The organism is Geodermatophilus dictyosporus (assembly GCF_900115505.1).
GTDB lineage: Bacteria > Actinomycetota > Actinomycetes > Mycobacteriales > Geodermatophilaceae > Geodermatophilus > Geodermatophilus dictyosporus.
Genome location: NZ_FOWQ01000003.1, coordinates 502527 through 527652, shown reverse-complemented (window position 1 = coordinate 527652; position 25126 = coordinate 502527). Strand labels below are relative to the sequence as shown.

General features: G+C 75.7%; 20 protein-coding genes. 10 read left to right on the top strand and 10 right to left on the bottom strand.

Annotation, left to right across the window (positions count from 1 at the left end):
• Positions 1-384 precede the first annotated feature (384 nt).
• Positions 385-1704 carry an ANTAR domain-containing protein gene (locus tag BMZ33_RS09785; RefSeq protein ID WP_091109340.1) on the top strand — a complete coding sequence of 440 codons (1320 nt, stop codon included), beginning with the start codon at positions 385-387 and terminating at the stop codon, positions 1702-1704.
• Positions 1705-1713: 9 nt separating this feature from the next.
• Here BMZ33_RS09785 and BMZ33_RS09780 read toward each other — a convergent pair whose 3' ends face one another.
• From BMZ33_RS09780 to BMZ33_RS09770, 3 genes are all read right to left on the bottom strand, one after another.
• Positions 1714-3636 (bottom strand): CheR family methyltransferase, encoded by a 1923-nt coding sequence (locus tag BMZ33_RS09780; RefSeq protein ID WP_091109339.1) that lies wholly within the window; start codon positions 3634-3636, stop codon positions 1714-1716.
• Between the two features lie 4 nt (positions 3637-3640).
• The gene (locus BMZ33_RS09775) at positions 3641-4663 is read right to left on the bottom strand and encodes a chemotaxis protein CheB (RefSeq protein WP_169064118.1); all 1023 of its coding nucleotides are present in this window, start codon (positions 4661-4663) and stop codon (positions 3641-3643) included.
• A 74-nt stretch (positions 4664-4737) separates the two neighbouring features.
• Entirely contained in the window at positions 4738-5175 is a 438-nt protein-coding gene (locus BMZ33_RS09770) for a hypothetical protein (protein ID WP_091109338.1), read from the bottom strand.
• Between the two features lie 148 nt (positions 5176-5323).
• Between BMZ33_RS09770 and BMZ33_RS09765 the strand changes: the two genes are divergently transcribed.
• Complete coding sequence (locus BMZ33_RS09765) at positions 5324-5977, top strand: chemotaxis protein CheB (RefSeq protein WP_091109337.1); 654 nt, start codon at positions 5324-5326, stop codon at positions 5975-5977.
• Between the two features lie 62 nt (positions 5978-6039).
• Positions 6040-6771: a Crp/Fnr family transcriptional regulator gene (locus BMZ33_RS09760; RefSeq protein ID WP_091109336.1), complete on the top strand. Its 732-nt coding sequence runs from the start codon at positions 6040-6042 to the stop codon at positions 6769-6771.
• A gap of 14 nt (positions 6772-6785) precedes the next feature.
• Here BMZ33_RS09760 and BMZ33_RS09755 read toward each other — a convergent pair whose 3' ends face one another.
• Positions 6786-11561 carry a chemotaxis protein CheB gene (locus BMZ33_RS09755; protein WP_169064117.1) on the bottom strand — a complete coding sequence of 1592 codons (4776 nt, stop codon included), beginning with the start codon at positions 11559-11561 and terminating at the stop codon, positions 6786-6788.
• Between the two features lie 211 nt (positions 11562-11772).
• Between BMZ33_RS09755 and BMZ33_RS09750 the strand changes: the two genes are divergently transcribed.
• Complete coding sequence (locus tag BMZ33_RS09750; protein WP_091109334.1) at positions 11773-12222, top strand: PGPGW domain-containing protein; 450 nt, start codon at positions 11773-11775, stop codon at positions 12220-12222.
• 12 nt (positions 12223-12234) lie between these two features.
• On the opposite strand, the gene map is transcribed toward BMZ33_RS09750, so the two are convergent.
• Positions 12235-13005, bottom strand: coding sequence for a type I methionyl aminopeptidase (gene map, locus BMZ33_RS09745; RefSeq protein WP_091109333.1), 771 nt, complete (start codon positions 13003-13005; stop codon positions 12235-12237).
• A gap of 5 nt (positions 13006-13010) precedes the next feature.
• Positions 13011-13529 carry a MarR family winged helix-turn-helix transcriptional regulator gene (locus BMZ33_RS09740; RefSeq protein WP_169064116.1) on the bottom strand — a complete coding sequence of 173 codons (519 nt, stop codon included), beginning with the start codon at positions 13527-13529 and terminating at the stop codon, positions 13011-13013.
• An 89-nt stretch (positions 13530-13618) separates the two neighbouring features.
• On the opposite strand from BMZ33_RS09740, the gene BMZ33_RS09735 reads away from it, so the two are divergent.
• A complete protein-coding gene (locus tag BMZ33_RS09735; RefSeq protein WP_169064115.1) occupies positions 13619-14512 on the top strand; it encodes an EamA family transporter in 894 nt (297 codons plus the stop codon).
• Here BMZ33_RS09735 and BMZ33_RS09730 read toward each other — a convergent pair.
• Positions 14509-15627 (bottom strand): NDMA-dependent alcohol dehydrogenase, encoded by a 1119-nt coding sequence (locus BMZ33_RS09730; protein WP_091109331.1) that lies wholly within the window; start codon positions 15625-15627, stop codon positions 14509-14511. The two genes, BMZ33_RS09735 and BMZ33_RS09730, sit on opposite strands and share 4 nt — an antisense overlap.
• A 249-nt stretch (positions 15628-15876) precedes the next feature.
• Here BMZ33_RS09730 and BMZ33_RS09725 point away from each other — a divergent pair, with 249 nt between their 5' ends.
• Genes BMZ33_RS09725 through BMZ33_RS09715 form a run of 3 tightly spaced genes read left to right on the top strand, consistent with a single transcriptional unit; the run spans position 15877 to position 18410 of the window.
• Positions 15877-16197 (top strand): GNAT family N-acetyltransferase, encoded by a 321-nt coding sequence (locus tag BMZ33_RS09725; protein ID WP_091109330.1) that lies wholly within the window; start codon positions 15877-15879, stop codon positions 16195-16197.
• A gap of 37 nt (positions 16198-16234) precedes the next feature.
• On the top strand, positions 16235-17608 hold the full coding sequence (locus BMZ33_RS09720) for a cryptochrome/photolyase family protein (protein ID WP_091109855.1): 1374 nt from the start codon (positions 16235-16237) through the stop codon (positions 17606-17608).
• Positions 17601-18410, top strand: coding sequence for an Fpg/Nei family DNA glycosylase (locus BMZ33_RS09715; RefSeq protein WP_091109329.1), 810 nt, complete (start codon positions 17601-17603; stop codon positions 18408-18410). The genes BMZ33_RS09720 and BMZ33_RS09715 overlap by 8 nt, the downstream gene beginning before the upstream one ends.
• A gap of 63 nt (positions 18411-18473) precedes the next feature.
• Here the strand turns inward: BMZ33_RS09715 and BMZ33_RS09710 are convergent, their stop codons facing one another.
• Positions 18474-18785, bottom strand: a complete 312-nt coding sequence (locus BMZ33_RS09710; protein ID WP_091109853.1) for a putative quinol monooxygenase — start codon at positions 18783-18785, stop codon at positions 18474-18476.
• An 83-nt stretch (positions 18786-18868) separates the two neighbouring features.
• On the opposite strand from BMZ33_RS09710, the gene BMZ33_RS09705 reads away from it, so the two are divergent.
• Complete coding sequence (locus BMZ33_RS09705; RefSeq protein ID WP_091109328.1) at positions 18869-20257, top strand: FAD-dependent oxidoreductase; 1389 nt, start codon at positions 18869-18871, stop codon at positions 20255-20257.
• Here BMZ33_RS09705 and BMZ33_RS09700 read toward each other — a convergent pair.
• Positions 20254-21333, bottom strand: coding sequence for an inositol monophosphatase family protein (locus BMZ33_RS09700; protein ID WP_169064114.1), 1080 nt, complete (start codon positions 21331-21333; stop codon positions 20254-20256). The two genes, BMZ33_RS09705 and BMZ33_RS09700, sit on opposite strands and share 4 nt — an antisense overlap.
• Before the next feature lie 62 nt (positions 21334-21395).
• Here BMZ33_RS09700 and BMZ33_RS09695 point away from each other — a divergent pair, with 62 nt between their 5' ends.
• On the top strand, positions 21396-22319 hold the full coding sequence (locus tag BMZ33_RS09695) for a glycosyltransferase (protein WP_091109327.1): 924 nt from the start codon (positions 21396-21398) through the stop codon (positions 22317-22319).
• Here BMZ33_RS09695 and ppc read toward each other — a convergent pair.
• On the bottom strand, positions 22316-25123 hold the full coding sequence (gene ppc / locus BMZ33_RS09690; protein WP_091109326.1) for a phosphoenolpyruvate carboxylase: 2808 nt from the start codon (positions 25121-25123) through the stop codon (positions 22316-22318). The genes BMZ33_RS09695 and ppc overlap by 4 nt on opposite strands.
• Positions 25124-25126: the final 3 nt, after the last annotated feature.

Below are 25126 nucleotides of genomic sequence, written 5' to 3'. Positions count from 1 at the left end.
GGGCGTCCCGGGTCGGGTCCGGCTGTGGCGCACGCGGTGGGCCCACGCGGCAGTATGGGGGGACGCGGTCGGAGGCGCCGGGGAGGGCTCACATGGGGACCGAGGCAGCCGGGCGGCAGGCGGCCGAGCGAGCGACCTCGGCCGGCCGCCGCTCGCGGGAGCTGTCCGAACGGCTGGTGCGTCCGTCCACGGGCGACCTCCCGGACACCGGCGGCGCCGAGCGTGCCCGGGCCCGGTCCGAGACGGCGGCCGAGCACGCGCGCGAGTCGCTGGAGTGGGCCCGCCGCGGGCACGATCGCGCCGCCGGTCATCGGTGTGCGGCCGACCACGACCGCCGTGCTGCCGCTGAGCACGCCTCGGAGCAGACGGAGGAGGTGGACGTCGATGAGTCCCGGTGAGCGTGACGTCGCCGGCACCCCGCAGTCGGTGGACGAGGTGGTGGCCCAGTTGGCCGCCCTCGACATCCGCCACGAGGAACTGCAGGTCGTCTCCGAGGAGCTCCGTGCCCAGCAGGAGCAGGTCACCGAGCTCCTGCAGCAGCACGAGGCCGAGCTGCGCTGGCGCAGCCACCTCGCCGCCGTGGTACCGCTCGGCCTGGCGCTCACCGACGGCAACGGCAAGCTCCTGGAGGTCAACCCGGCGCTGGCCCAGTCCGTCGGGGTGGGGTTCAGCCGGCTGCTCGGCAAGCCGCTGTCGGTCTACCTGGCGCCCGAGGACGCCCCCGCGTTCCGCAAGGCCCTGCGGTCGCTCACCGGTCCGCCCGCCGCCGAGCAGCGGCTCACGGTGACGCTCCATCCCCGAGGCGGCACACGCCGGTGCGCCGAGCTGTTCGGCTTCACGGAGGTCAGTGGCCCCCTCCCGTCGGCTGCCCGGGTGCAGTGGGTGCTCGCGCCCTGGGACGAGGCCCGTGACCAGGACGCCACCGCGGGCCTCCCCCGCACCGGGCCGGCGTCCCCCGGTCCGCAGGAGTCCGGCGCCGCTGCCCCGGCGGACGTCGTCGGGCTGGCCGCCTCCTTCGTCGAGATGTCGGCGTTGCCGGTGGAGGAGCCCGACCGCCAGCGGCTGCTGAGCCGGATGGCCACGCTCGTCCGCAGCGCCGTGCCCGGCGCCGACTGGGTGAGCATCACGCTCGGCTCCCCGCTCGAGCCCCAGCGTGTGGGCAGCGACTCCGCAGAGGCCCAGGACTTCGACGGCCGGCAGCTCCGCGTTCAGGAGGGGCCCTGCTGGCAGGCCTACGCCACCGGGCTCGAGGTGGTCACCGGGGACGTCACCACCGACGAGCGCTGGCCGCAGCTGCGCGCGCTCGGCGGCCCGACCGCCGTGCGCAGCGTGCTGGCCATCCCGATCAGCGACGGCGGTCAGGGCGCCGCCGTGGTCAACGTCTACGCGGGCCGGCGCGACGCGTTCGGGCCGGCCAACCGCCGCATCGGCGAGCTGGCCGCCGCAGCCGTGACCGGCGTGCTCCAGAACGTCGCCGAACGCGAGTCGCTGCGGTCGCTGGCCAGCAACCTGGAGACCGCCCTCACCTCCCGGGCCGTCATCGACCAGGCCAAGGGGGTCCTGATGCACCGCATCGGGGTCGACGCCGACGAGGCCTTCGCGCGCCTCGTGACGCTGAGCTCCCGCCTGAACGTCAAGCTGCGCGACCTCGCCCGGCTCGTGGCGGAGGGCGACGTGGAGCTGATCATCGCCGCGGGCGGCTGACCGCGGCCCTCAGGGCTCGGCGGGGTCCATCAGGATGACCGCCCCGCCGTGCCCGTCCGCGCCGTGGCTGAACGGGCTGACGGTCACGCGCACCCGCACCGGCCGTCCGCGCCTGTTGACGGCGGCCAGCTCGACCGAGTCGTGCGGAGGCCCGTCGTCGGTGACCTGGCGGCGCAGCAGCGGGTGCAGCTCGGACAGCGGCAGGCCGATGTCGAGGTTGAGCAGGTGCTGGCCGGAGACCTCGTCCTGCCGGACGCCCCACAGCTCCTCGGCCGCCGCGTTCCAGACCAGGATCCTCAGGTCCGGGTCGACCACCACCACCCCGGCGCGGAAGCTGCCGAGCACGCCGGTCATGAACCGGTTGAGCGTGCCGACCTCGTCGGTGCTGCGGCGCAGTTCCTCGTTGGCGACGTGGAGCTCGTCGTTCATGGACTGCAGCTCCTCGTTCATCGTCTCGAGCTCCTCGTTGGTCGACTGGAGCTCCTCGTTCGTCGTCTCGAGCTCCTCGACGGTGGACTGGAGCTCCTCGTTCGTCGTCTCCAGCTCCTCGTTGGTCGACTGCAGCTCCTCGTAGGCGGTCTCGAGCTGCCGGTTGGCGTACTCCAGCTCGCTCTGCAGACGCCGGTACAGCGTCACGTCGTCGAAGATGACCGTGGTCCCGAGCAGGGTGCCGTCCTCGCGGTACAGCGGCCGGACCTGCACGTCGAAGACCGCCGGTTCCTGGCCCGACCGGCGGCGTTCGACGCCACGCAGCCACACGACGCGGCGCTCGGCCACCGCCTCCGCGATGGCACCGCGCAGCTCCACGGGGCGGTAGGAGATCTCGAGGTCCTGGAACAGCCGGCCGACGTCGCGGTCGTCCACGCCCAGCACCTGCTCGGCCTGCCGGTTCACCATCGCGACCCGGCCGTCGGTGTCCACGGCCAGCTGGGCCGCGGGCGCGGACAGCATCGCCTCCCGGCGGAGCCGGGCCACCTCGAGCTCGTCGACGTGCGGGGGGCTGGGCGCGGGCACGGCCGGCGGTGGCCGATCAGCAGCCGGGCGCCCGTCCCGATTGCGGAAGAACCGGCGGGTGAGGTCCACCGGCGTGAACAGCTGGCTGTGCGAGAGGAGCATCTCGGCCTTGCCGAGGAACAGGACGCCGGACGGGTTGAGCGCGAAGTGCAGCCGGCCGAGGATCCGGCTCTGGGTCTCGGCGTTGAAGTACATGAGCGTGTTGCGGCACAGCACCATGTCGACGTGCGAGATCGGCGCGTCCTGCACCAGGTCGTTCCGCCCGAAGATCACCGACCTGCGGAGGTCCTTGCGGAAGGTGTAGCGCGCACCCTCCGGCTGGAAGTACTCCTCGACCTGGTCGGGCGTGAGCCCGGCGAGCGCCCGCTCGGTGTACGTGGCCTGGCGTGCCTGGGCCAGGGCGTCCTCGTCCACGTCCGTGGCGTAGATCTTCACCCGCTGCCGGAACTGCTCGGCGCCGAGGACGCCCGTCAGCAGGATGGCGAGGCTGTACGCCTCCTCGCCCGACGCGCACCCGGCGCTCCACACGCGGATCGTCGGGCCGGCCGCGGCGAGCACCTCGGGCAGCAGCACGTCCCGCAGGTGGTCCCACGACGCCCTGTCGCGGAAGAAGCTGGTGACGTTGATCAGCACCGTGTTGAACAGCGGCGTGAACTCCTCGGGGTGGACCTCGAGGAAGTCCTGGTACTCGGCCACCGACGTGATGCCGACGTCGCTCATGCGCCGGCGGACCCGGCGCACGAGGCTGGGCCGCTTGTAGCCGGTGAAGTCGAAACCCCGCTTCTCCCGCAGGTAGACGAGCAGTGCCTCGAAGTCCGGGTCGAGCTCCCCCGCGACCCCGCTCGCGGCGTCGTCGGCCGGCCGGTCCTCGCCGCTCTCGCCGTCGAGGTCGCTCCTGTCGGGTCCCTCCTCGCTCATCGGGTCAGCGCTCCGTGACCTCGTCCGGCAACGCTCCCCCGTCGAGCTCCCCGTGCTGCAGGAGCCGGCGGATCAGCAGGGCCGCCGCCTGCGCCTCGTCGTGGCGCTGGCGGAACGACGAGGCGGTGTGCGCGTGGCCGCGCTGCTGCGCCCGCTCCCCCATCCGCAGGCTCAGCGCCGCGCGCTCCTCGAGCCCCCGGAGAGCCATCCACAGTGCTCCCTCCAGTGCCTCGGCCTGCTCGGCCGCCAGCGCCTCGGGCGACCAGGCGTGCCCCACCCGGCAGCGGAAGCGCTCCATGCCGCCCTCGGTGATCGCGAAGAGGGCACCGTGGCACGAGGGGCAGCCGAAACCCGAGGGCGTGCCGGGCCGGTCGTCGTCGTTCAGCGCAGCGGCGTCGAACTCCGCCATCGCCGCCTCCACGTCCATCAACTCGCTGGCCTCCGGGGCATCGACCGAGACGTCCTCACCGACCAGCTCCTCGAGCAGGGACCCCATCTTCGCCGCGGGCGCCACGTGGTCGACGGAGGCGACCTCGATGGCGTGCGTCGGCATGCTCGGGTAGATCGCGTCCTCGGGGTCCTGGGCCACGCCGACCCCACCGCGCTCGCGGACGGCGATCATCCCGGCCGTGCCGTCGTCGAGCGCTCCGGACAGGACGACCGCGACGACCCGTGGTCCGGCGGTGCGCGCGGCCGTGCGGAACAGGACGTCGACCGCCGGCCGGTGTCCGTTCTCCCGCGGACCACGCGACAGCAGCAGCCGGTCCCCCACGACCATCAGGTGGTGGTCCGGGACCGCGACCGTCACCGTCCCCGGCTCCAGGGGAGCACCGTTGACCGCTCGCCGGACCAGCAGGGGCGTGGACCGCGCGAGGATCTCCGGGAGGGCGCTGCGGCCGGTCGCCGGGATGTGCAGCACCACGAGCACTGCCGCGGAGAAGTCCGGCGGCAGGCTGCCCAGCAGTGTGCGCAGCGCCTCGATGCCGCCCGCCGAGGCGCCGACCACCACCAGGTCTCGTCGCGCCACGATCGGACTCCGTTCTCGCCGGGAAGCCGGGCAGGATCCTCTGCACGGTAGTGCCGCGGGGGTCGGCCGACCCGTCAGCCGCCGACCCGCCGGGCTGACGCCCGGCCCCCACGCCGCACCGACTCTGCGTGCTCCCGGACGTCCCGGGCGTGGGCACGGGCACGCCCGCACCGCTCGAACAGGGCGGTCAGCCGGGTGGCGCGGGCGTGGGCCGCCAGCACGGCCGCAGCGGACCGGCGGTGGTCCTGGGGGGCGCCGGGACCGGCCACGCCGCGGTGGTGCAACTCGGGGAGGGCCGGCTCGACGAGCGGCGGCAGCTCGCTCTCCCGGAGCGCCTCGTCGGCGACCACGGCCAGGAAGCGGTCCTCCGACTCCGGCCACGGCGCGCCGGCGAGGCGCAGGGCGAGCTCCGCCTGCGACCGGCTGCCACCGATCCCCAGGTAGCGCGACCACAGGTCGCCGAGGGACAGGCCACCCAGTCGGCAGGCCAGCATCAGGTCGTCAGTCGCCATTGCTGCGCTCTCCGGCGTCTCGGTCGGCAGGTTGCCGGGACGTCCACGATACGTCGCGGCGAGGGGGACGCCGGTCGAGGAACGCGTCGTGACCGACACGCGGGGCGCTGCTGTGTACGGCGCCTGACACAGGCGTACCTTCGGTCCGGTGACGACGCTGCCCCCTGGTGACCGGCGGCCCGGGTTCTCCGTCGTCGTGCTGGCCGCCAGCACCGGCGGCGTGCGGGCGCTGAGGACCGTCGTGTCGCGGCTGCCGGCCGACCTGCCGGTGCCCGTGCTGGTGGTGCAGCACCGCAGCCCGGGCACTCCGGAGCTGCTGACCGACCTGCTGCGCGCAGGGGCGGCCCTCCCGGTGCGCACCGCATCGACCGGTCCTCTGGAGCCCGGGGTCACGGTGCTGCCCGCGGGGACCACCGCGGACCTCGGACCGGACGGCCGCCTGACGCTGCGCGACTGCCCCACGACCCGGACGGCCGACGACCTCCTCGCCGGGGCAGCCGCCGTCTTCGGCGCGCGGGTGCTGGCCGTCGTGCTGACCGGCCGGCTGTCGGACGGGGCCGCCGGGGTGCGCGCGGTCCGGCGGGCCGGCGGGCGGGTGCTCGTCCAGGACCCCGACGACGCCGAGGCACCGGGCATGCCCAGCGCCGCCCTCGCCACCGGCTGCGTCGAGCACGCCCTGCCCCTGGCGCTCGTCGCGCCCGCACTGGTGGCGTACACGATGGCCCCCGGCGCCGCGGACCTGCTCGCCGTCCCGGTCCCGCCGTGGGCCCGCCTGGGTCCGCGGCCACCCGTACCGGCATGACGCCCGGCGGGGACGGGTAGCTCCCGGAGCGGACGGGACCGCCCGTCCCCGGAGGAGGAGCCGTGTCCACGCCGACCGAGAGCACCCGACCGGACCCCCGACGCAACCTCCTCCTCGGCCTCCTGCCCGACGACGAGTTCGACCGGCTCCTGCCGGAGCTCGAGACGGTGGAGCTCGACGTGCGCGAGCAGCTCTACGAGCGGGGCAAGGGGATCGAGCACCTGTACTTCCCCGTCGACTCGGTGCTGTCACTGCTGGCGACCGTCGAGGGGGAGGCCGCGGTCGAGGTGGCCACGGTAGGTCACGAGGGCATGGCCGGACTGCCGGCCTTCCTCGGCTCCACGGAGAGCGTGCACGACTCCTTCTGCCAGATCGCCGGGACGGCGGTGCGCCTGACCACCGGCGAGCTGCGCCGCTTCCTCTCGCAGGACGGCGCCCTGCACGACCTGCTGCACCGCTACACCCAGGCCACCATGGTGCAGCTGTCGCAGAACGTGGCCTGCAACCGGCTGCACACCACCGAGGAGCGCGCCGCCCGGTGGCTGCTGCAGACCCGCGACCGCGTCGGCGCCGACGAGTTCACCCTCACGCAGGAGTTCCTCGCCCAGATGCTCGGCGTGCGCCGTGGCACCGTCTCGCTGACCGCCGGCGTGCTCCAGCAGGCCGGCGTCATCCGCTACACCCGCGGGCGGATCAGCGTCCTCGACGCCGACGCCCTGCACTCGGCGGCCTGCGACTGCTACGACGTCGTGCAGGCCGAGTACCAGCGCCTCACCGTGGCTCCCGAGGTCTGACCGCCCCCGGACGCTCACCGGGCCTCGTACAACCGCCGCCACCGTTCCTCGCTCTCGCGGAGGGCCCGCTCCGCCCGGGTGCGCTCGATGGCGGTCCACGCTCGCTCGGCCACCTCCTCGAGCAGTGCCCGCTCGCCCTCGGTCCACCGGCGCGGCGTCGCCATGGCGGCCGCCAGCGCCCAGACCACCTCGCGGGGCCCCCTGCGCAGCGGTGCCACGAGCAGTGCCCGCAGGCGGAACCCGGCCAGCAGCGCCTTCTCGGGGTCCGGGAAGCGGGCATCGACGGCCGCGTCCTCGACGGCCATCGGCTGGGTGGCCAGCTGCCGCATCGTCTCCGGGTAGTCCGACAGCCGGAACACGCCCGACATCGGCGGGACGTCGGGCCGGTGGTGTTCCGGGCCGACCGTGGAGAACCCCTGCTGCCCGGACACCTGGCTGATCCAGCAGCGGTCGAGGCGCAGGTGCCCGGCGAGCATCGTGACGGTCGTGGTCTCGATCGACCGCTCGTCGGGCTGGGCCCGCAGCGAGTCGCTTAGCTGCAGCAGGAACGCCTGCCGCTCCTCGCGTTCCCTGCGGTCGGTGACGTCCTTGAAGACGACGGCCACCCGACGGCTGCCGGCGTCGTCCACCCGGGTCGCGTAGACGTCGTACCAGCGTCCGGTGTTCCGGTGGTGGCTCTCGAAGCGTTCGGCCTCGCCGGTCCGGGCCACGCGGCCGTAGGTCTGGACCCAGTACGGCTCACGGCCCGGATCGACGTCGCTCCCCAGCCTGCCGGTGATGCCGAACAGGCCCGTCTGCCGTTGGAACGCCTCGTTGACCTCGACGAAGCGGAAGTCGACGGCGGTCCCGTCCGCGTCGTCGAGCAACTCGATGACGCAGAAGCCCTCGTCGATGGACTCGAACAGCGTCCGGTACTTCGCCTCGCTCCCTCGCAGCGCCGCCTCGGCGCGGGCACGCTCGGCCGCCGCCCACGTGCGCTCCGCGGTCGTCTCGACGAGGTCGACCTCGTCGGCGGTCCACGCGCGCGGCGTCGCGCTCTGCACGCCGAACTCGGCGACGAAGCGCCCCGCCTTGACGAGCGCCACGGTGACGGCGGCCCGCACACCGCCCGCGACCCAGGCCTCCCGCTCGGAGGGGTCGAACCTCGGGTCCGTCGTGACGTCCGTGACGGCCATCGTCTGCCCGAGACGGCGGCGCGCCATCGTCTGCTCGCCGTAGCTGCTGTAGCTGTACCGGTCGGGGAACGGCGGCGGAGCCGACCCGCCAGGGATCGCCCCCTCGGGCGCCTGGTAGCGGCCACGGAGCGTCCCGACCTCGGCCCCGGGCCCACCGTCGACCTCGGCGTACATCACGCGCGTCGCCCCGAGGTGCTCGCCGAGGACGCGCGCGGCCGTGTCCTGGATCTCACCGGGGTCCGCCAGCGGACACAGGGCGTCGCTCAGCGCCAGGAGGAACGCCTGGCGCTTCTCGCTCTCCCGGAGCGCGGCCTCGGCGCGGGCGCGCTCGACCTCGCCCCAGCACCGGACCGCGACTCCCTCCACGAGCGCGATCTCCTCCGCCGACCAGCGGCGGGGCCGGCGCCCGTTGAGCGTCAGCGCGCAGCGCGTCCGGCCGTCCGCCAGGACGGGCACACCGAGGTCGGCACCGACGCCGAGCTCCGTGAGGGCCTCCTGCACCGGAGTGGGCAGCCGCGGGTCCCGTCGCGTGTCGTCGACGACGTTCGGCCGTCCGTCGAGCAGCCAGGACGTCTGCGGCTGCCAGGCGTCGAGGGGGAACCGGCCCCCCACGGGTGGGATCCCCTGCGCGTGCGACTCCCCGGCGACGACCCACTCGCGCTGTGCCCAGTCGACCTCGGCCCAGTAGGCGCGGTCCGCGCCGAGCTGGTCCCGGACCATCCGGCACGCGGTGCGGGCCACCTCGGCGGGGTCGGTGAGCCCGCGCACGGCATCCGAGAAGCGGACCAGGAACCCGTTGAGCTCCTCGTTCCGCCGGCGGGTCCGCGCCAGCTCCAGCTGCCCTCCCACGCGCGCGACGAGCTCGCGGGCCGAGAACGGCTTGACGATGTAGTCGTCGGCGCCGGCGAGGAGGCCGTCGATCGCCGCCTCCTCGCCGGCGCGCGCGGTCACGAGCACGACGGGGACCGTCCTGAGCGTCTCGTCCTGCCGCAGCTCGCGGAGGAGCCCGAAACCGTCGAGGCCCGGCATCATCACGTCGGCGAGCACGAGATCCGGTGGGTCGCGGCGTGCGCGCTCGAGCGCCTCGGCGCCGTCGGACGCCGCGTCGACCGTCCACTGCGGCGCCAGCAGTCGTGCGAGGTACTGCCGCATGTCGCCGTGGTCGTCGGCGACGAGGACGCGCGCGCCGGCGCCGTAGCCGCGCAGCGACTGCCGGACGGCGTCGTCGTCGTCGTCGGCGAGCAGCTGTGGTCCGGGCGCCTCCCCCCACTGCATCGCCTCCTCGGCCATCCCGCCCGCGACCTCCGTCGTCCGCGGCGGCTCGTCGCGCAGTGCCTCCGGCGGGACGGGACGCCGTCCGAGGGGGATCCAGACGGTGAACGTCGTGCCCTCGCCGACGGTGCTGGTGGCACGGATCCGGCCGTGGTGGCGGCGCACCAGCTCGTCGACCAGCGCGAGCCCGATACCGGCACCCTCGTACGTCCGCGCCCGGGTGCCGCGGACCCGGTGGAACCGCTTGAAGACGTGGGGCAGCTCCTCGGCGGGGATGCCGACACCGGTGTCCCGGACGACGAGCTCCGCGTGCTTAGGCAGCCGGCGCAGCGCGACCTCGATCCGGCCGTCGAAGGTGAACTTGAGGGCGTTGGAGACCAGGTTCGAGACGACCTTCTCCCACATCTCGACGTCGACCCAGACCGGCTCGGGCAGCTCCTCGACCTCGACGTGCAGGTCCAGCCCGGCACGCGACACGGCGCTGTCGAACTGCGCGACGATCTCCCGCGTGCGCTCCGCGAGATCTACCGGCGCGAACCGCGCCCGCAGCCGCCCGGCCTCGATCTGCGAGAAGTCGAGCATCGTCCCCACGAGCCGGAGGAGACGCCGGGCGTTCCGGCGCACGAGCTCCAGCTCGGCCTTCCGTCGGGGCGGCAGCTCGTCGCCGTCCTGCAGGAGGTCCTCGAGCGGGCCGAGCATCAGCGTCAGCGGCGTCCGGAACTCGTGGCTGACGTTGGAGAAGAACTCCGTCTTGACCCGGTCGAGCTCGGCGAGGCGCTCCAGCCGCTCCCGCTCGCGCCGGCGCGTGCGCGCCTCGGCGACGGTGGCGCTGATCTGCGTGCCCACCAGGTCGAGGAAACCGCGGTACGCCTCGTCGACGACGAGCCTGGGGCTGAAGCCGGCGACGAGGACACCGATCGGCGGCTCGTCCGTGACGGGACGGATCGGCAGCAGCACCGCGGCGCGGGGTCCCTCGGGCCAGGGCCCGGCGTGGAAGGCGGCGAACCGCGTGCCCAGGTCGTCCACGAGGAGCGGTGTCCCGTCGGCGAGCACGCGGCCCACCGGCCAGGCGGCGTCCCCGGCCCGCGTCGACAGCGTGCGCGGCGCGACACCGGAGCCCGGCTCCACCCCGGTCGAGGCGCAGAGGTGGGCCGTCCCCCGGGTGGGCTCGGAGAGGTACACCAGTGCGAACGGGACGTCCCGGGGGTTCTGCTCCAGGGTCCGGATCGCGCGGTCGCAGGTGGACGGCAGCGACTCCGCCCCGACACCCGAGGTCGCGAGCGCGCGGAGGGTCGCGAGGCGCCGGTCGGCGAGGACGCGCGCCGTCGTCTCCAGCGACGTCTCGAGGACGCCGGCGAGGTGGCCGTCGTCGTGGAGCGCGCTGTAGCAGTAGGTGAAGTACGCCTCCTCGACGAAGCCGCGACGGTTCGGGGAGAACTCGGCGTCGCGCGCGAAGACCGGCTCGCCCGTCCGCCGGATCCGCTCGAACCGCGGCCCGACGACGTCCCAGAGCTCCGGCCACGTCGTGCGCACGGGCAGACCCTGCATCCGCTTGGTGCCGAGGGTGGGTGCGTACGCGTCGTTGCCGATCTGCACGAGTTCCGGTCCCCACATCAGGAACATGGGGAACTCGGTGTCCAGCACGGCCCGCACGAGCGCGCGCAGGGACGCCGACCACGACGCGACCGGACCGAGCGGCGTCGTGGACCACTCGATCCCCCGCAGCTCCGCGCGGGCGTGGCCGGGGCCGCCGAACAGCGCCTCGACCGCCTCCACCTCGGTCCGCGGGCGCGGCAGGCCGCCGCCCGCGACGACGTCGGCGACGACCCGCCCGATCTCGTGCAGCGGGAGCACGAGGTGCGCGCCCGCCTCCGCAGCCGCACGGGGCATCGACGGCTGCTCGGCGGTCTCCTCGTCCTGCGCGATCACGGTGCCGCCGGCCGCGCGCAGCGCCGCGGCCCCCGCCGCGCCGTCCCGCCCCATGCCGGTCAGGACGACACCCAGGGCGGACGCCCCGTAGCTGTCGCCCACCGACGCGAGCAGCGTGTCCAGCGGCCGGTCCTCGAGCACGCCGGAGATCGGCCGGACGGCGCACGAACCGTCCGGGAGGACCTCGAGCACCGATCGAGGCGGGCACACCGTGACCCGCCCGGCGCGGATCGGTGCGCCGTCGCGCGCCCACTCGAGCGGGAGGGCGACCCGGCGCTGGAGGATGTCGAGCAGCGCGCTCCCCTGACCCCCCAGGTGCTGGGCCACGACCACCGCCGCCGCGAAGTCCTCCGGCAGGTCGCGCAGCACGACCGACAGCGCCCCGAGGCCGCCGGCCGAGGTCACGAGGGTCACGACCTCGACGCGGTCCGCCCCCGCGTCCCGGGTGACGTCCCCCTGCGCCGTTCCTCCTCGGGCCATCGCCACCCCGACCTCGATCCCGACCGGCTCACGGCCACGGTGTCACCGCCTGCCGCCGCCGACAAGGCAGCGGCGGGTCGCCTCGACGCTCGGGCGACCCGGGCGCCATTGCATGGCGCGCAGGCGGATCGGGCACCACCCGACGGTGAAGACCACCGTCATCGCCGTCCTCGGCGGCCTGCTGACCCTCGCCGGCATCGCCCTGCTCGTGCTGCCCGGCCCCGGCTTCGTGCTGGTCGCCGCCGGCCTGGCGGTGCTGGCCACCCGGTTCTCCTGGGCGAAGAAGCCCCTGGAGTACGCCAAGGACAAGGCCCAGGAGGGCGTCGAGGAGGTCGCCAAGAGCCCCCTGCGCGCGGCCGGGGCGGTCCTGGCCGCCCTCGTGCTGGTCGCGCTCGGCGTGCTCGCCCTGGCGGGGGTGGACCTGCCGTTCGTCAACGCGTTCACCGCCGTCGTGCTCATCCTCTCCGGGCTCTTCCTGATCGGGACGGTCCTCTTCGCGCGGCGCCAGGAGAAGCTCGAGCAGGCCCGGGCCCACCGCCCGGCGGGTCGGCGGGGGACGGCCGGCGCCTACCGGGCCGCACCCCGCGGCGACTGACCGCCCGGAGCGTCAGCGCGGGGCGGTCAGGACGCGCGGGCCGTCCTCGGTGACGGCGACCGTGTGCTCGACGTGCGCGGCCCGGCTGCCGTCGGCGCTGCGCAGCGTCCACCCGTCGGCGTCGACCCGGTAGTCGTCGGAGCCGCCGGCCAGGAACCACGGCTCGATCGCGATCACCAGCCCGGCGCGCAGCGGCACCCCGCGCCCGGCGCGCCCCTCGTTGGGCACGCTCGGCGGCTCGTGCATCGAGCGGCCGACGCCGTGACCGCCCTGGTCGGTGTTGATGCCGCACCCGCCGGCCCGGCCGACCGCCCCGATCGCGGCCGAGACGTCGCCGACCCGGTTGCCGACGACGGCCGCGGCGATCCCCGCCTCCAGCGCCCGCTGCGCGGTCCCGACCAGCCGCAGGTCCTCCGGGCGCGGCGTGCCCACGGCGAAGGTGGTCGCCGAGTCGCCGACCCAGCCGTCGAGGGTCGCGCCGGCGTCCACGCTGAGCAGGTCGCCGTCCTCGAGCACCTGCGGGGTGGGGATGCCGTGCAGCGCGACGTCGTTGACCGACAGGCACACCACGCCGGGGAACGGCGGGGTGGTCGGCAGCGGGGCGTAGCCGAGGAACGGCGACGTCGCCCCGGCGGCCGCCAGCACGTCCCGGGCCACCTCGTCGAGCTGGCTGAGCCGCACACCCGGCGCGGCCGCGGCCCGGACGGCGGCGATCATGTCGGCCACCACCGCCCCGGCCGCGCGCATGGCGTCGAGCTCCCCGGGGGTGCGCAGTTCGATCACGGTGGTCAGCCCTCCCGGCTCCCGGTCGCGTGCCGCTCCACCGAGGCGAGCAGGTCGCGCAGGTCGTCGTCCACCCGGCGCAGGCGCGCGGCGGACAGGTCGCCCAGCAGCCGCTGCTGCTCGGCGAGCCCGGCGGTGACCGCCTCGTCGATCAGCGCCCGGCCGCTGTCGGTCAGCCGCACCAGCAGTGCCCGCCGGTCGGCCGGGTCGGGGACGCGGACGAGGTGCCCGGCCCGCTCCAGCCGGTCCAGCCGGCTGGTGGTCCCGCCGGTGCTGAGCATCAGCGCCGCCGTCAGCCGCCCCGGGGAGAGCCCCTCGGGTCCGGCCGCGCGGCGCAGGGTCGCGAGGACGTCGAAGTCCGCGCGGGTGATGCCGAAGCGGGCGTAGCAGCGCTCCTGGGTGTCGCCGGCCAGCCGCGCCGCCCGGTAGATCCGGCCGAACACCGCCATGGCCTCCGTGTCGAGGTCGGGCCGCTGGACGGCCCACTGCTCGCGGATCTCGTCGACGCCGTCCCGCTCCGTCACGCCGCCCAGCCTGCCACACCGATCGACCGCAAGATGCACGTTACCAAGTATCTTGACATCGAGATTCTTGGCGGCGAACGATGAGCACCGTGACCGCCACGCTCACCACACCCGGCACCGTCTCGCCGGCCCGCCGCCGGCGGGGCCTCCTGACGCTGGCCACCGCCGTCGCCCCCGCGACGTGGGGCACCACCTACGTGGTCACCACCGAGTGGCTGCCGCCCGACCGCCCGCTGCTGGCCGCCACCGTGCGGGCCCTTCCCGCCGGGCTGCTCCTCGTCGCCGTCGGGCGGCGCCTGCCGCACGGTGCGTGGTGGTGGAAGGCGGCCGTCCTCGGCGTCCTCAACATCGGGGCGTTCTTCGCCCTGCTCTTCGTCGCCGCCTACCGCCTCCCCGGCGGGGTCGCGGCCGTGCTGGGAGCGGCCCAGCCGCTGCTCGTCACCGTGCTGGCCGTGCCGTTGCTGGGCGAGCGGCTGCGCAGCCGGACCCTGCTGCTGGGCCTGCTCGGGGTGGCCGGGGTGGCGCTCATCGTCGTCACCGGTCCCGTCGCGCTCGACCCGGTCGGGCTGCTCGCCGGGCTGGCCGGGACCGCCTGCATGGGCAGCGGCGTCGTCCTCACCAAGCGGTGGGGCCGGCCGGTCCCGGTGCTGGCCTTCACCGGCTGGCAGCTGGCCGCCGGCGGCCTGGTGCTCCTCCCGCTCGCCCTGGCCCTCGAGGGCCTGCCGGCCACGCCGACCGCCGGCCAGGCCGGCGGCCTCCTCTACCTCGCGACGGTCAACACGGCCCTGGCCTACGTGCTGTGGGTGCGCGGCATCGGCCTGCTGCCCACGGGCCGGGTCACCTTCCTCGGGCTGCTCTCCCCCGTGGTCGCCGCGACCGCCGGCTGGGTGCTGCTCGGCGAGTCCCTCACGCCGCTGCAGCTGGCCGGCACGGCCCTGGCGCTGGGCACGGTCCTCCTCGCCCAGCGCCCACCCCGCCCCTAGTCGAAGCGGACCATGCCCCGGATGTTGCGGCCCTCGCGCATGTCGCGGTAGCCCTGCGCGACCTCGTCCAGGCTGTAGGTCCGGGTGACCAGCTCGTCGAGCCGGAGGGTGCCGGCGGCGTACTGGGTCAGCAGGTGGGGGATGTCCCACCGCGGGTTGCAGCCGCCGAACAGCGCTCCCTGCAGCCGCTTCTGGAAGACCGTGAACATGGTGTTGTTGATCGGGATGCCCGACTGCCGCATCCCGCCGGTCCCGGTGAGCACGACCGTGCCGGCCTTGCGGATCGAGGCCACCGCCTCGGCGATGTGCCCGCCGTCCACCACACCGACGGTGACGATCGTCGCGTCGGCGCCCTGCCCGTCGGTCAGCGACCGGGCGAGGGCGCTCGCCTCCTCCATGGTGGCGGCCGTGTGCGTGGCCCCCAGCTTCTCGGCGCACTCCCGCTTGAAGTCCACCGGGTCCACGCCGATCACGGCGCGGGCGCCGATGGCCCGGGCGGCCTGGACGCTGTTGATCCCGACCCCGCCGACACCCATGACGATGACGACGTCGCCGGCCTGCGCGTCGGACATGTGGGTCACCGACCCCCACCCGGTGGCGACGCCGCAGCTGACCAGCGCGGCCTTGTCCAGCGGCACGCCCGGGTCGATCCGCACCACGGACCGGGCGTCGACGACGGTGTGCTCGCTCAGCGCCGAGATCCCGTGGGCCTGCACCACCGGCCGGCCCTCGTACGTCATCCGGAAGCTGGTCGGGTCGTCGATCCGCCCGCCGGTGAACAGCCGGCCGCCGAGGTCGCAGAGGTTCTGCCGCCCCGTCGAGCACATGCGGCACTCCCCGCAGACCGCGGTGAAGCTGAGCACCACGTGGTCGCCCTCGGCCCAGCCGGGGGTGTCGGGGCCGACGCCGACGACCACGCCGGCGCCCTCGTGCCCGCCGGCGATGGGCAGCCGGAAGGCGGGGGTGTCGCCGACGGCGACGTGGTCGTCGGTGTGGCAGAGCCCGACGGCGACCATCCGCACCAGCAGCTCACCGCGACGGGGGTCGTCGAGCTCGACCTCGGTCACCTCGTACTCACCGGGCTGGGAGTGCAGGACTGCGCTACGGGTCTTCACGTCGGCTCCCTTGCAGACGGGCGGGTCGTCGAGACCGCAATGTATTGACGAGAGCCGTCCGCGTCGCCCGCCTGGAGGATGGTCCCGGGGCCGCTGGGAGACCCTCCGCAGGTCCCTGGACGACCACGACCTCCGGGTGACATCCCCGGCGCGTGGGAAACCCGTGGGCCTGCGAGGCGTTACCGTCTGAGGAGCACGTCGTACTCGCGGCAACGGCGCCGCGGGACCTGCGGAGGTGGGAACGCAACGATGGAGACCACGGTGGTCGACGTCCCCGAACGGGGGCGCTTCGAGATCCGGGTCGGCGACCGTGTCGTCGGTCTGGCGAGCTACCACGTCGAGGGCGGCACCATGGCCCTGCCGCACACCGAGGTCGACCCGGGCATGGGTGGCCGCGGGCTCGGCAAGGCCCTCGTCAGCGGCGTCCTCGACGCCGCCCGTGAGCGCGGCCTGACCGTCCTCCCCTACTGCTCCTTCGTGCGCCACTACATCCAGCAGCACCCCGAGACGCTGGACCTGGTCGCCGACGACGACAAGCCGCACTTCGGCCTGGCCACCGCCGACCGCTGACCTGCGGGGCCGCGCGGCGTTGCCTACCGTGGCGCTGGTGCCGACCGCCCTCCTCTGGTTCCGCCGGGACCTCCGGCTCAGCGACCACCCCGCGCTGCTGGCCGCCGTCGGGGCCGCCGGCGACGGCGGCAGGGTGCTGCCGGTCTTCGTCGTCGACCCGCGGCTGTGGGAGCCCTCCGGGCCGCCGCGCCGCGAGTTCCTGCGCAACTGCCTGGCCGACCTGCGCGAGCAGACCGGCGGCGCGCTGGTCGTCCGCTCCGGGGACCCCGCGCGCGTGCTGCCCGACCTGGTCCGCGAGACCGGGGCCGGGAGCGTGCACGTGTCCGCCGACGCCGGCGTCTACGGCCGCGAGCGCGACGCCGCCGTCGAGCGGGCGCTCGGCGAGGTGCCGTTCGTGCGGACCGGCTCGCCCTACGGCGTCACCCCCGGACGGCTGCTCAAGGACGACGGGACGCCCTTCCGCGTCTACTCGCCCTTCGCCCGGGCCTGGCGGGCGCGGGGCGTGCACGCGCCCGCCGAGCGGCCTGCCGGCGTCCGGTGGGCCGACGGGCTGCCCGCCGGGGACCTGCCCCCGGCGCAGGACCTCGGCGACACCGTGCTGCCCGCCGCGGGCGAGCAGGCCGGGAGGGACGTGTGGGCGCAGTTCCGGGACCAGCGACTGCTCGGCTACGCCACCGGCCGCAACACCCCCGGCACCGACGCCACGAGCCGGCTCTCGGCGCACCTGAAGTACGGCACCGTGCACCCGCGCACGCTCCTCGCCGAGGCCCGGGCCCTGGGCGGGGACCACGCCGACGCGGTGGACAAGTTCGTCGGCGAGCTGATCTGGCGCGACTTCTACGCCGACGTCCTCTGGCACCGCCCCGAGACCGCGCGCGAGGCCCTCGACCCGAAGATGCGGGCGATGCGCTACGACACCGGCCCGGTGGCCGACGAGCACTTCGCCGCCTGGGCGGAGGGCCGCACCGGCTACCCGATCGTCGACGCCGGGATGCGGCAGCTGCTCGGTGAGGCCTACGTGCACAACCGGGTGCGCATGATCGTGGCGTCCTTCCTGGTCAAGGACCTGCACCTCGACTGGCGGCGCGGCGCCCGCCACTTCTTCGACCACCTCGTCGACGGCGACCTCGCCAGCAACCAGCACGGCTGGCAGTGGGTGGCCGGCACCGGCACCGACCCCTCGCCGTACTACCGGGTGTTCAACCCGACCCGGCAGGGCCAGCAGTTCGACCCCGACGGCGTCTACGTGCGCCGCTGGGTGCCCGAGCTGCGCGACGTCCCCGACCGGTACGTGCACGAGCCGTGGACGCTGCCCGGCGGTCCCCCCGCGGGCTACCCCTCGCCGATCGTCGACCACGCCGAGGAGCGCCAGGTGGCGCTCGCCCGCTACCAGGAGGTCCGGGGTGCCTGAGGGCCACACCCTGTACCGGCTGGCCACGGAGCAGAGCGGCCTGTTCGCCGGCCGGCCGGTGCACGTCACCAGCCCGCAGGGCCGCTTCGCCGCAGGGGCGGCACTGCTCGACGGCCGGGTGCTCGAGGAGGTCACCAGCTACGGCAAGCACCTGTTCGCCGACTTCGGAGGCGACGTGCTGCACGTGCACCTGGGCCTCTACGGCACCTACACGACCGGCGTCGGCGACCCGCCGGCCCCGCGGGGCGCGCTGCGCATGCGGTGGGTCGCGGACGGGCCGAAGGGCGAGGGCGTGTGGACCGACCTGCGCGGGGCCACGGCCTGCGACGTCCTGTCCCAGCCCGAGGTCGACGCGATCCTCGACCGGCTCGGCCCCGACCCGCTGCGCACCCGCCGCGGCGGCCCGCTGTCCCACGCGCGGGTGGGCCGCAGCCGGACGGCGGTCGGCGCGCTGCTCATGGACCAGTCGGTGCTGGCCGGCGTCGGCAACGTCTACCGCGCCGAGATCCTGTTCCGGCACCGGATCTCGCCGTTCCGGCCCGGCCGTGACGTCGGTGCGGCCGAGTGGCAGGCGCTGTGGGACGACCTGGTGGTGCTCATGCGCGCCGGCGTCCGGATGGGCCGGATCGTCACCACGCACCCGGCCGACCGGTCCCGCCGCTCGGGCGCGGTGCGCCGCGAGGACGCGCACTACGTCTACCGGCGTACCGGCCTGCCCTGCCGCCTCTGCGGCACCGAGGTGCGCACCGAGGAGATGGTCGGCCGCAACCTCTACTGGTGCCCCACCTGCCAGGTGGTCTGACCGGCCCCTCTGCAGGGGCCCGCCGCCAGCCTGCGAGTGGTGGGGGGCAGAGGGGTCCTTCTCCTACAGCGCGCCCTTGCCCGCGTCGCCGGCGGGCAGCGCGTCGAGCACGGTGACCGTCGGGGCCCCGGTGAGCTTGCCCTCGAGCCGGCCCGACAGCGAGCTCAGCGCGCCGGCCTTGCCGTGGGTGGCCAGTGCCTCGGGGCTCTCCCACTTCTCGACCATGACCAGCGCGCCGTCGCGTCCCTGGTGCAGCGAGTAGCGCTCGCAGCCGGGCTCCTCGTGCACCCGCGGCACCGTGTCGAGCACCGCCTGGCGGACCTCCTCGGCGTGCTCGGGCTGCGGGGTGATGGTGGCGATGACGACGACGGACACGGGGCGGTCCCCTCCGGTGCGGTGGTCGGGAGCGTGGGTGGTGCGCTGGCGCACCCCTACCCCGCGGGGCCAGGATCCCAGTCGTGCCCGACGACAGTCCTTCCGCGGCAGACGGCGGCCGGCCACTGCGGGTCGCCGTCGTCGGCGCCGGCCCGGCCGGCATCTACACCGCCGAGGCGCTCACCCGCCGGGCACCGGTGCCGGTGACCGTCGACCTGCTCGACCGGCTGCCCACGCCGTTCGGCCTGGTCCGGCACGGCATCGCCCCCGACCACCTCAAGATGCGGGCCATCCGGGAGACGCTGCACCGGGCCCTGGACGACCCGGGCGTGCGGTTCGTCGGCAACGTCGAGGTGGGCACCGACATCACCCTCGACGACCTGCGCGCCCACGTCGACGCCGTCGTCTACACCTACGGCGCGGCGCTGGACCGGCCGCTGTCGATCGACGGCGAGGACCTGCCCGGCAGCCTGGCGGCCACCGACCTGGTCGCCTGGTACTGCGGCCACCCCGACGCCGACCGCGCCCGGGTCGAGGACGCGCTGGCCGGGGTGCGGCGGGCGGTCGTCGTCGGCGTCGGCAACGTGGCCCTCGACGTCGCCCGGGTGCTGGCCCGCACGCCGGAGGAGCTCGAGCACACCGACATGCCCCAGCACGTCCTCGACGCCCTCGCCGCGAAGCGGGTCGAGGAGGTGACCGTGCTCGGCCGGCGCGGCCCGGCCCAGGCGTCGTTCACCACCAAGGAGCTCGACGAGCTCGCCGAGCTGGCCGGGGCCACGGTGCTCGTCGACCCCGCCGACCTGCCCGGCGAGGACGAGCCGCGGCCGGCCGACCGGCTGGTCGCCCGCAACGTCGACGTGCTGCGCGGCTTCGCGGCACACACCGCCGAGCCAGGCCACCCCCGGGTGCGGCTGCGCTTCTACCGCCGCCCGGTGCGGCTGCTCGGCGACGAGCGGGTCACCGGCCTGGAGGTGGAGCGGACGACGGTCGACGCCGACGGCCGCGCGGCCGGCACCGGCGAGTACGAGGTGCTCCCCACCGACCTCGTCGTCCGCTCGGTCGGCTACCGCGGGCAGGGCCTGCCCGGGCTGCCCGTCGACCAGCGCAGCGGCACCGTGCCCAACGAGGACGGCCGGGTGCTGCGCGAGGGTGCCCCGTCGACCGGCGAGTACGTGGCCGGGTGGATCAAGCGCGGCCCCACCGGCGTCGTCGGCACCAACAAGCACGACGCCCGGGAGACCGTCGCCGCCCTGCTCGCCGACGCCGAGGCCGGCGTCATCGTCCCGCACGGCGACCGCGACGACCTGGTGCGGACGCTGCGCGCCCGCGGCGCCGAGCCGGTGCTGCTGGATGACTGGCGGGCCATCGACGCCGCCGAGGTCGCGCTGGGCGCCACCCGCGGCCGGGCGCGGACGACGATGCACGAGCGGGAGTCGCTGCTCGCCGCGGTCCGGGCGGCCGCCGGCCGCTAGACCGGCACCGCGGCGATCAGCTCGCGGGCGGCGTCCGCGGTGGCCGCCGCGGCGAACCGGATGAGCCCCTCGGTGTCGGGCGTCAGCCGCAGGGGCGCGCCGTCGCGGGTCAGCGCCACCCCGCCGGCGCCGCCCAGCACGGCCAGTCCCCCGGCGACGTCGTGCACGTGGGTGCCGCCGCGGTCGAGGTTGTGCCACGCGCCGGCCGACCCGTCGGCGACCAGGCAGACGTCGACGGCGGTGCAGCCCGTGACCCGCACCCGCCGCGCCGTCGAGGGCACCAGCACGCCGCGCCCGGTCGGCGCGGTGGGGGCGACCAGGGTGCTCCCCGGCCGCACCCGCGCCGGGACGCCGTCGCGCCAGGCACCGGCACCCCCGGTCCCGGCCCACCGCCGTCCGGACGAGAGGTCGACCACCAGCCCCGCCACCGCCCGGCCGTGCTCCACGAGCGCCGCCGAGAACGCCCAGGGCGGGAGGCCGGCGCGGAAGTTGCCGGTGCCGTCGAGCGGGTCGAGCACCACCCACGGCTCGTCGTCGGCGACGGCGGCGTCGGCGCGCTCCTCCGACAGCACGGTGACCCCGAGCGGGGCCATGCACTCGGCCGCTGCGGCGTGCGCGGCCTCGTCGGCGGCCAGCGACCAGCTCCCGTCGGCCTTGCGCCGGTCGCGGCCGCTGTCGCGGGCCAGCGCCACGGCCACCTCCACCCGGGTGGCGGCCAGCGCGGCGAGGTGGGCGAACCGCTCGGCCAGCGGCGCGTCGGCCGGCGGCGGCGCCACCTCGAGGACGCGTCCGGTGCCGGCGTCGCGCACCTGCGAGCAGCCCCAGGCCGAGGCGGCGGCGAGCAGCCCGTCCCGGCCGGTGACGTGGGTGGAGCGGTGCAGCACGACCGCCTCGGTGGTGCCCTCGTCGGTCCAGCGCCGCCGCAGGTGGGCCGCGGCGCCGCCGCCGACCAGCAGCCGGGCGCCGGGGTCGAGCAGCTCGGGCGCCAGCGCCGCCGGGCTCACGCCGAGCAGCTCCACGGCGGCCCGCAGGTCCTCCCCGGACGCGGCGACCCGCATCGTGCCCGTCTCGCCCACGGTTCCCCGCCTCCCCGCCGTCTCCCCGCAAGGTAGGCCACCGGCCGGGGTAGGGCGCCGCGGTGCCCCAACCCCGCGCCGGCCTCGACGACGTCGACGTCGTCCTCCTCGTCCACCACGAGCCGCCCGCCCTGCTGGCCCGCCACCACGCCGCGCTCGCGGCGACCACCGGGCCGGGCTGGCGCGGCTGCGCGCTGCTGGTGGAGAACGCCGCCGCGGCGGTGACCTCCGCCGCCGCCCGCGCCGAGCTGGCCGCCCGCCACCCCGACGCGGGGAAGCGGGTGCTGCGCTCGCCGCGCAACCTCGGCTTCGCCCGCGCCATGGACCTGGCGCTGTCCGCCTGCACCGGCCGCTACGTGCTGCTGGTCAACTCCGACGGCGAGCCCGCGCCCGGGATGCTGCGCCGGCTGGCCGAGGTCCTCGACGCCGAGCCGCGCGCGGTGTGGGCGGCCCCGGCCGTGCACGGCCCCGGGGAGGACGACGACCCGCCCGGACCGCCGTTCGAGGCCGAGGAGCTCGGCGGCACCGCGGTGCTCGTGCGGCGGGCGGAGTTCCTGGCCGCCGGCGGCTTCGACCCGCTCTACTTCCTCTACAACGAGGACCGCGACGCCTCCCGCCGGCTGCGCGCCGCCGGGCACCTGCTGCTGCGGGTGCCCGACGTCCGGTTCCGGCACGGCAAGGAGGGCCGCACCGCGCGCGGGGTGTTCCTGCGGGAGTGGCACTACGCCCGCACGGTGCAGGTGCTGGTCCCGCAGCACGCGCCGCGTCCGGTCCGCGGGACGGCGGCGTTGCTCGCCGGGCGCCCGCGGGCCGTCCTGGCCCACCTGCGCGAGCGCGACCTGCCCGGCGCGGCCGGCATCGCGCTGGCCGCCCTCGAGCTCCCGCGCGGGCTGCTGCTCGCCGCCGCCCGCCGGCGCCGCCCCTGGGACGGCGCCCGGCTGGCCGCCTGGGTGGAGCGCAACCGGCTCCCCGTGCGGGAGCTCTAGCCCGAGTTGCGGAGCGCCGTCGCGATCCCGTTGATCGTCAGCTGGATGTTGCGCCGCACCAGCTCGTCGTCGTCGCCGGTCCGGCGGCGGCGCAGCATCTCCACCTGCAGGTGGTGCAGCGGCTCGAGATAGGGGAACCGGTTGCGGATCGACCGTTCCAGCGACGGGTTGTCGGCCAGCAGGTGGTCGTCACCGGTCACCGCCAGCAGCACCCGGCAGGTGCGCCCGTGCTCCTCCCGGATCCGGTCGAACACCCGCGCCCGCAGCTCCGGGTCGGGCACCAGCTCCGCGTAGCGGGCGGCCAGGTCGAGGTCGGTCTTGGCCAGCACCATGCCCATGTTCGACAGCACCGTGCGCAGGAACGGCCAGCGCCGGTGCAGCTCGCGCAGCCGGGCCAGGCGGGCCGGGTCGTCGCCGATCCACGACTCCAGCGCCGCGCCGGTGCCGTACCAGCCGGGCAGCATGATCCGCGCCTGCGACCAGCTGAACACCCACGGGATGGCGCGCAGGTCGGCGATCCGGTCGCCGGCCTTGCGCGACGGCGGCCGGCTGCCGATGTTGAGCTCGGCCAGCTCGCGGATCGGCGTCGCGGCGCGGAACCACTCCACGAAGCCCGGCGTCTCGTGCACCAGCTCCCGGTAGGCGGCCTGCGCCCGGCCGGCGAGGTCGTCGAGCAGCGCGTAGGCCTCCTCGGCGTCGTCACCGAGGCCCTCGACGTCGAGCAGCGTGGCCTCCAGCGTGGCCGCGACCAGCGCCTCGAGGTTGCGGCGGGCGAGGTCGGGCTCGCCGTACTTGGCCGCGATCACCTCGCCCTGCTCGGTGATCCGCAGCGCGCCGGCCACCGCGCCCGGCGGCTGGGCGCGGATGGCCTCGTAGCTCGGCCCGCCGCCGCGGCCCACCGTGCCGCCGCGGCCGTGGAACAGCCGCAGCCGGACGCCCTCCCGCCGCGCGACCTCGACCAGGGCGAGCTCGGCCCGGTACAGCGCCCAGTTGGCCGCGAGGTAGCCGCCGTCCTTGTTGCTGTCGGAGTAGCCGAGCATGACCTCCTGCTGGTCGCCGCGGTCGGCCACCAGCGCGCGGTAGACCGGCTGGGCCAGGACGGCGGTCATCGTGTCGCCCGCGGCCTGCAGGTCGCCGATCGTCTCGAACAGCGGCGAGATGCCCACCGGGCAGGTCGGCCCGTCCGCGCCGTCCGGGTCGAGCAGGCCGACCTCCTTGAGCAGGACGGCGACCTCGAGGACGTCGCTCACCGACTCGCACATGCTGATCACGTAGTTCGGCACCGCCCGCGGCCCGAGCAGCGCCACCTGCCCGGCGGCGGCCGCCAGCAGGTCGAGCTCCCCGCGGGCCAGCTCCGACAGCTCCGCGCCCGGGCGGACCAGCGGCCGGCGCACCCGCAGCTCCCCGGCGAGCAGCTCGACGCGGGCCGCCTCGTCGAGAGCGGCGTAGTCGGCGCACACCCCCGCCCAGGCCAGCAGCTCGCCGACGACCTCCTCGTGGACGGCGGAGTTCTGCCGCACGTCCAGCCCGGCGAGGTGGAACCCGAAGACGTCGACGGCGTCGCGCAGCCGGGCCAGCCGGTCGTCGGCGAGGGCGCCGGCGCCGTGGCTGCGCAGCGAGGCGTCGACGACGGCGAGGTCGGCGAGCAGCTCGCCGGGGGTGTCGTAGGGCTCGAGCGCGGCGTGCGGCGGGGTGCCCGGCACCTGCCCGAGGACCCGCCCGGCGGTGGCCGCCAGCCGCGCGTGCACCCCCAGCAGCGCCCGGCGGTAGGGCTCGTCGGCGCGGAAGGGCGAGTCGTCGCGGGAGGCGTCGGCCAGCGCCCGCAGCGGCGGCGTCGGGGTGACCAGCCGGTCGGACATCGACAGCTCGCGGTAGAGCTCGGTCAGCTCGGCGAGGTGGTGGCCCAGTGCCGTCTCGGCCTGCCGGCTGCTCGCCCGGCGGACGGCGTCGGCGGTGACGAACGGGTTGCCGTCGCGGTCGCCGCCGATCCACGAGCCCGGCTGCAGCACCGGCCCGGTGGGCAGCCCGCTGCCGGGCCAGCGCTCCTGCAGCGACCGGCGCAGCTCGGCGTTGATCGCCGGCACCACCCGGAACAGCGACAGGTCGTAGTAGCGCAGCGCCTCGTCGATCTCGTCGGCCAGCCGCAGCCGCGACAGCCGCAGCAGCGCCGTCTGCCAGAGCGTGAGCACCGACCGGTGCAGCGCGGCGTCCCAGGCGGCCTCGTCCACCTCGCCCGGCGCCGACCGGTCGCGCTCGCGGATCAGGTCGGTCACCTGCTGCTGCACCTGCGAGATCGTCCTGCGCCGCACCTCGGTCGGGTGCGCGGTCACCACCGGGACGACCAGCGCCCCGGCCAGCTCGCGGGCCACGACGTCGGGGTCGAGGCCGGCCCGGTCGAGCTGCGCGAAGCCGGCCGCCAGGCTGCCCGGCTGGGGCGGGGACCCGGCGCGGCGGTGGTGCCGGCGGCGGCGCTCGTGGTGCAGGTCCTCGGCGAGGTTGGCCAGCAGCGAGAAGTGGCTGAACGCGCGGATGACGTGGTTGGTCGCGCGCACGTCGAGGTCGCCCAGCCGCGCGGCCAGCCCCGCGCGGTCGGCCTCCGACCGGCGGACGGCGAAGGCCTGCAGGCGGGTGGCCTCGACCAGCTCCAGGACGTCGGCCCCGCTCTGCTCGGCGATCACCTCGCCCAGCACCCGGCCCAGCAGCCGGATGTCCTCCCGCAGCGGGGCGTCGTCGGCACGGCCGTCCCGCTCGGGGTCACGGCCGGGCAGGCGCAGGTCGGCGACGTCGACGGTGGCTTCGGACACGGC

Excerpts from the sequence above, each read along its gene's own strand:
- BMZ33_RS09785 (WP_091109340.1), top strand. The coding sequence starts at position 385 with ATGAGTCCCGGTGAGCGTGACGTCGCCGGCACCCCGCAGTCGGTGGAC.
- BMZ33_RS09780 (WP_091109339.1), bottom strand. The coding sequence starts at position 3,636 with ATGAGCGAGGAGGGACCCGACAGGAGCGACCTCGACGGCGAGAGCGGC.
- BMZ33_RS09770 (WP_091109338.1), bottom strand. The coding sequence starts at position 5,175 with ATGGCGACTGACGACCTGATGCTGGCCTGCCGACTGGGTGGCCTGTCC.
- BMZ33_RS09725 (WP_091109330.1), top strand. The coding sequence starts at position 15,877 with ATGGAGACCACGGTGGTCGACGTCCCCGAACGGGGGCGCTTCGAGATC.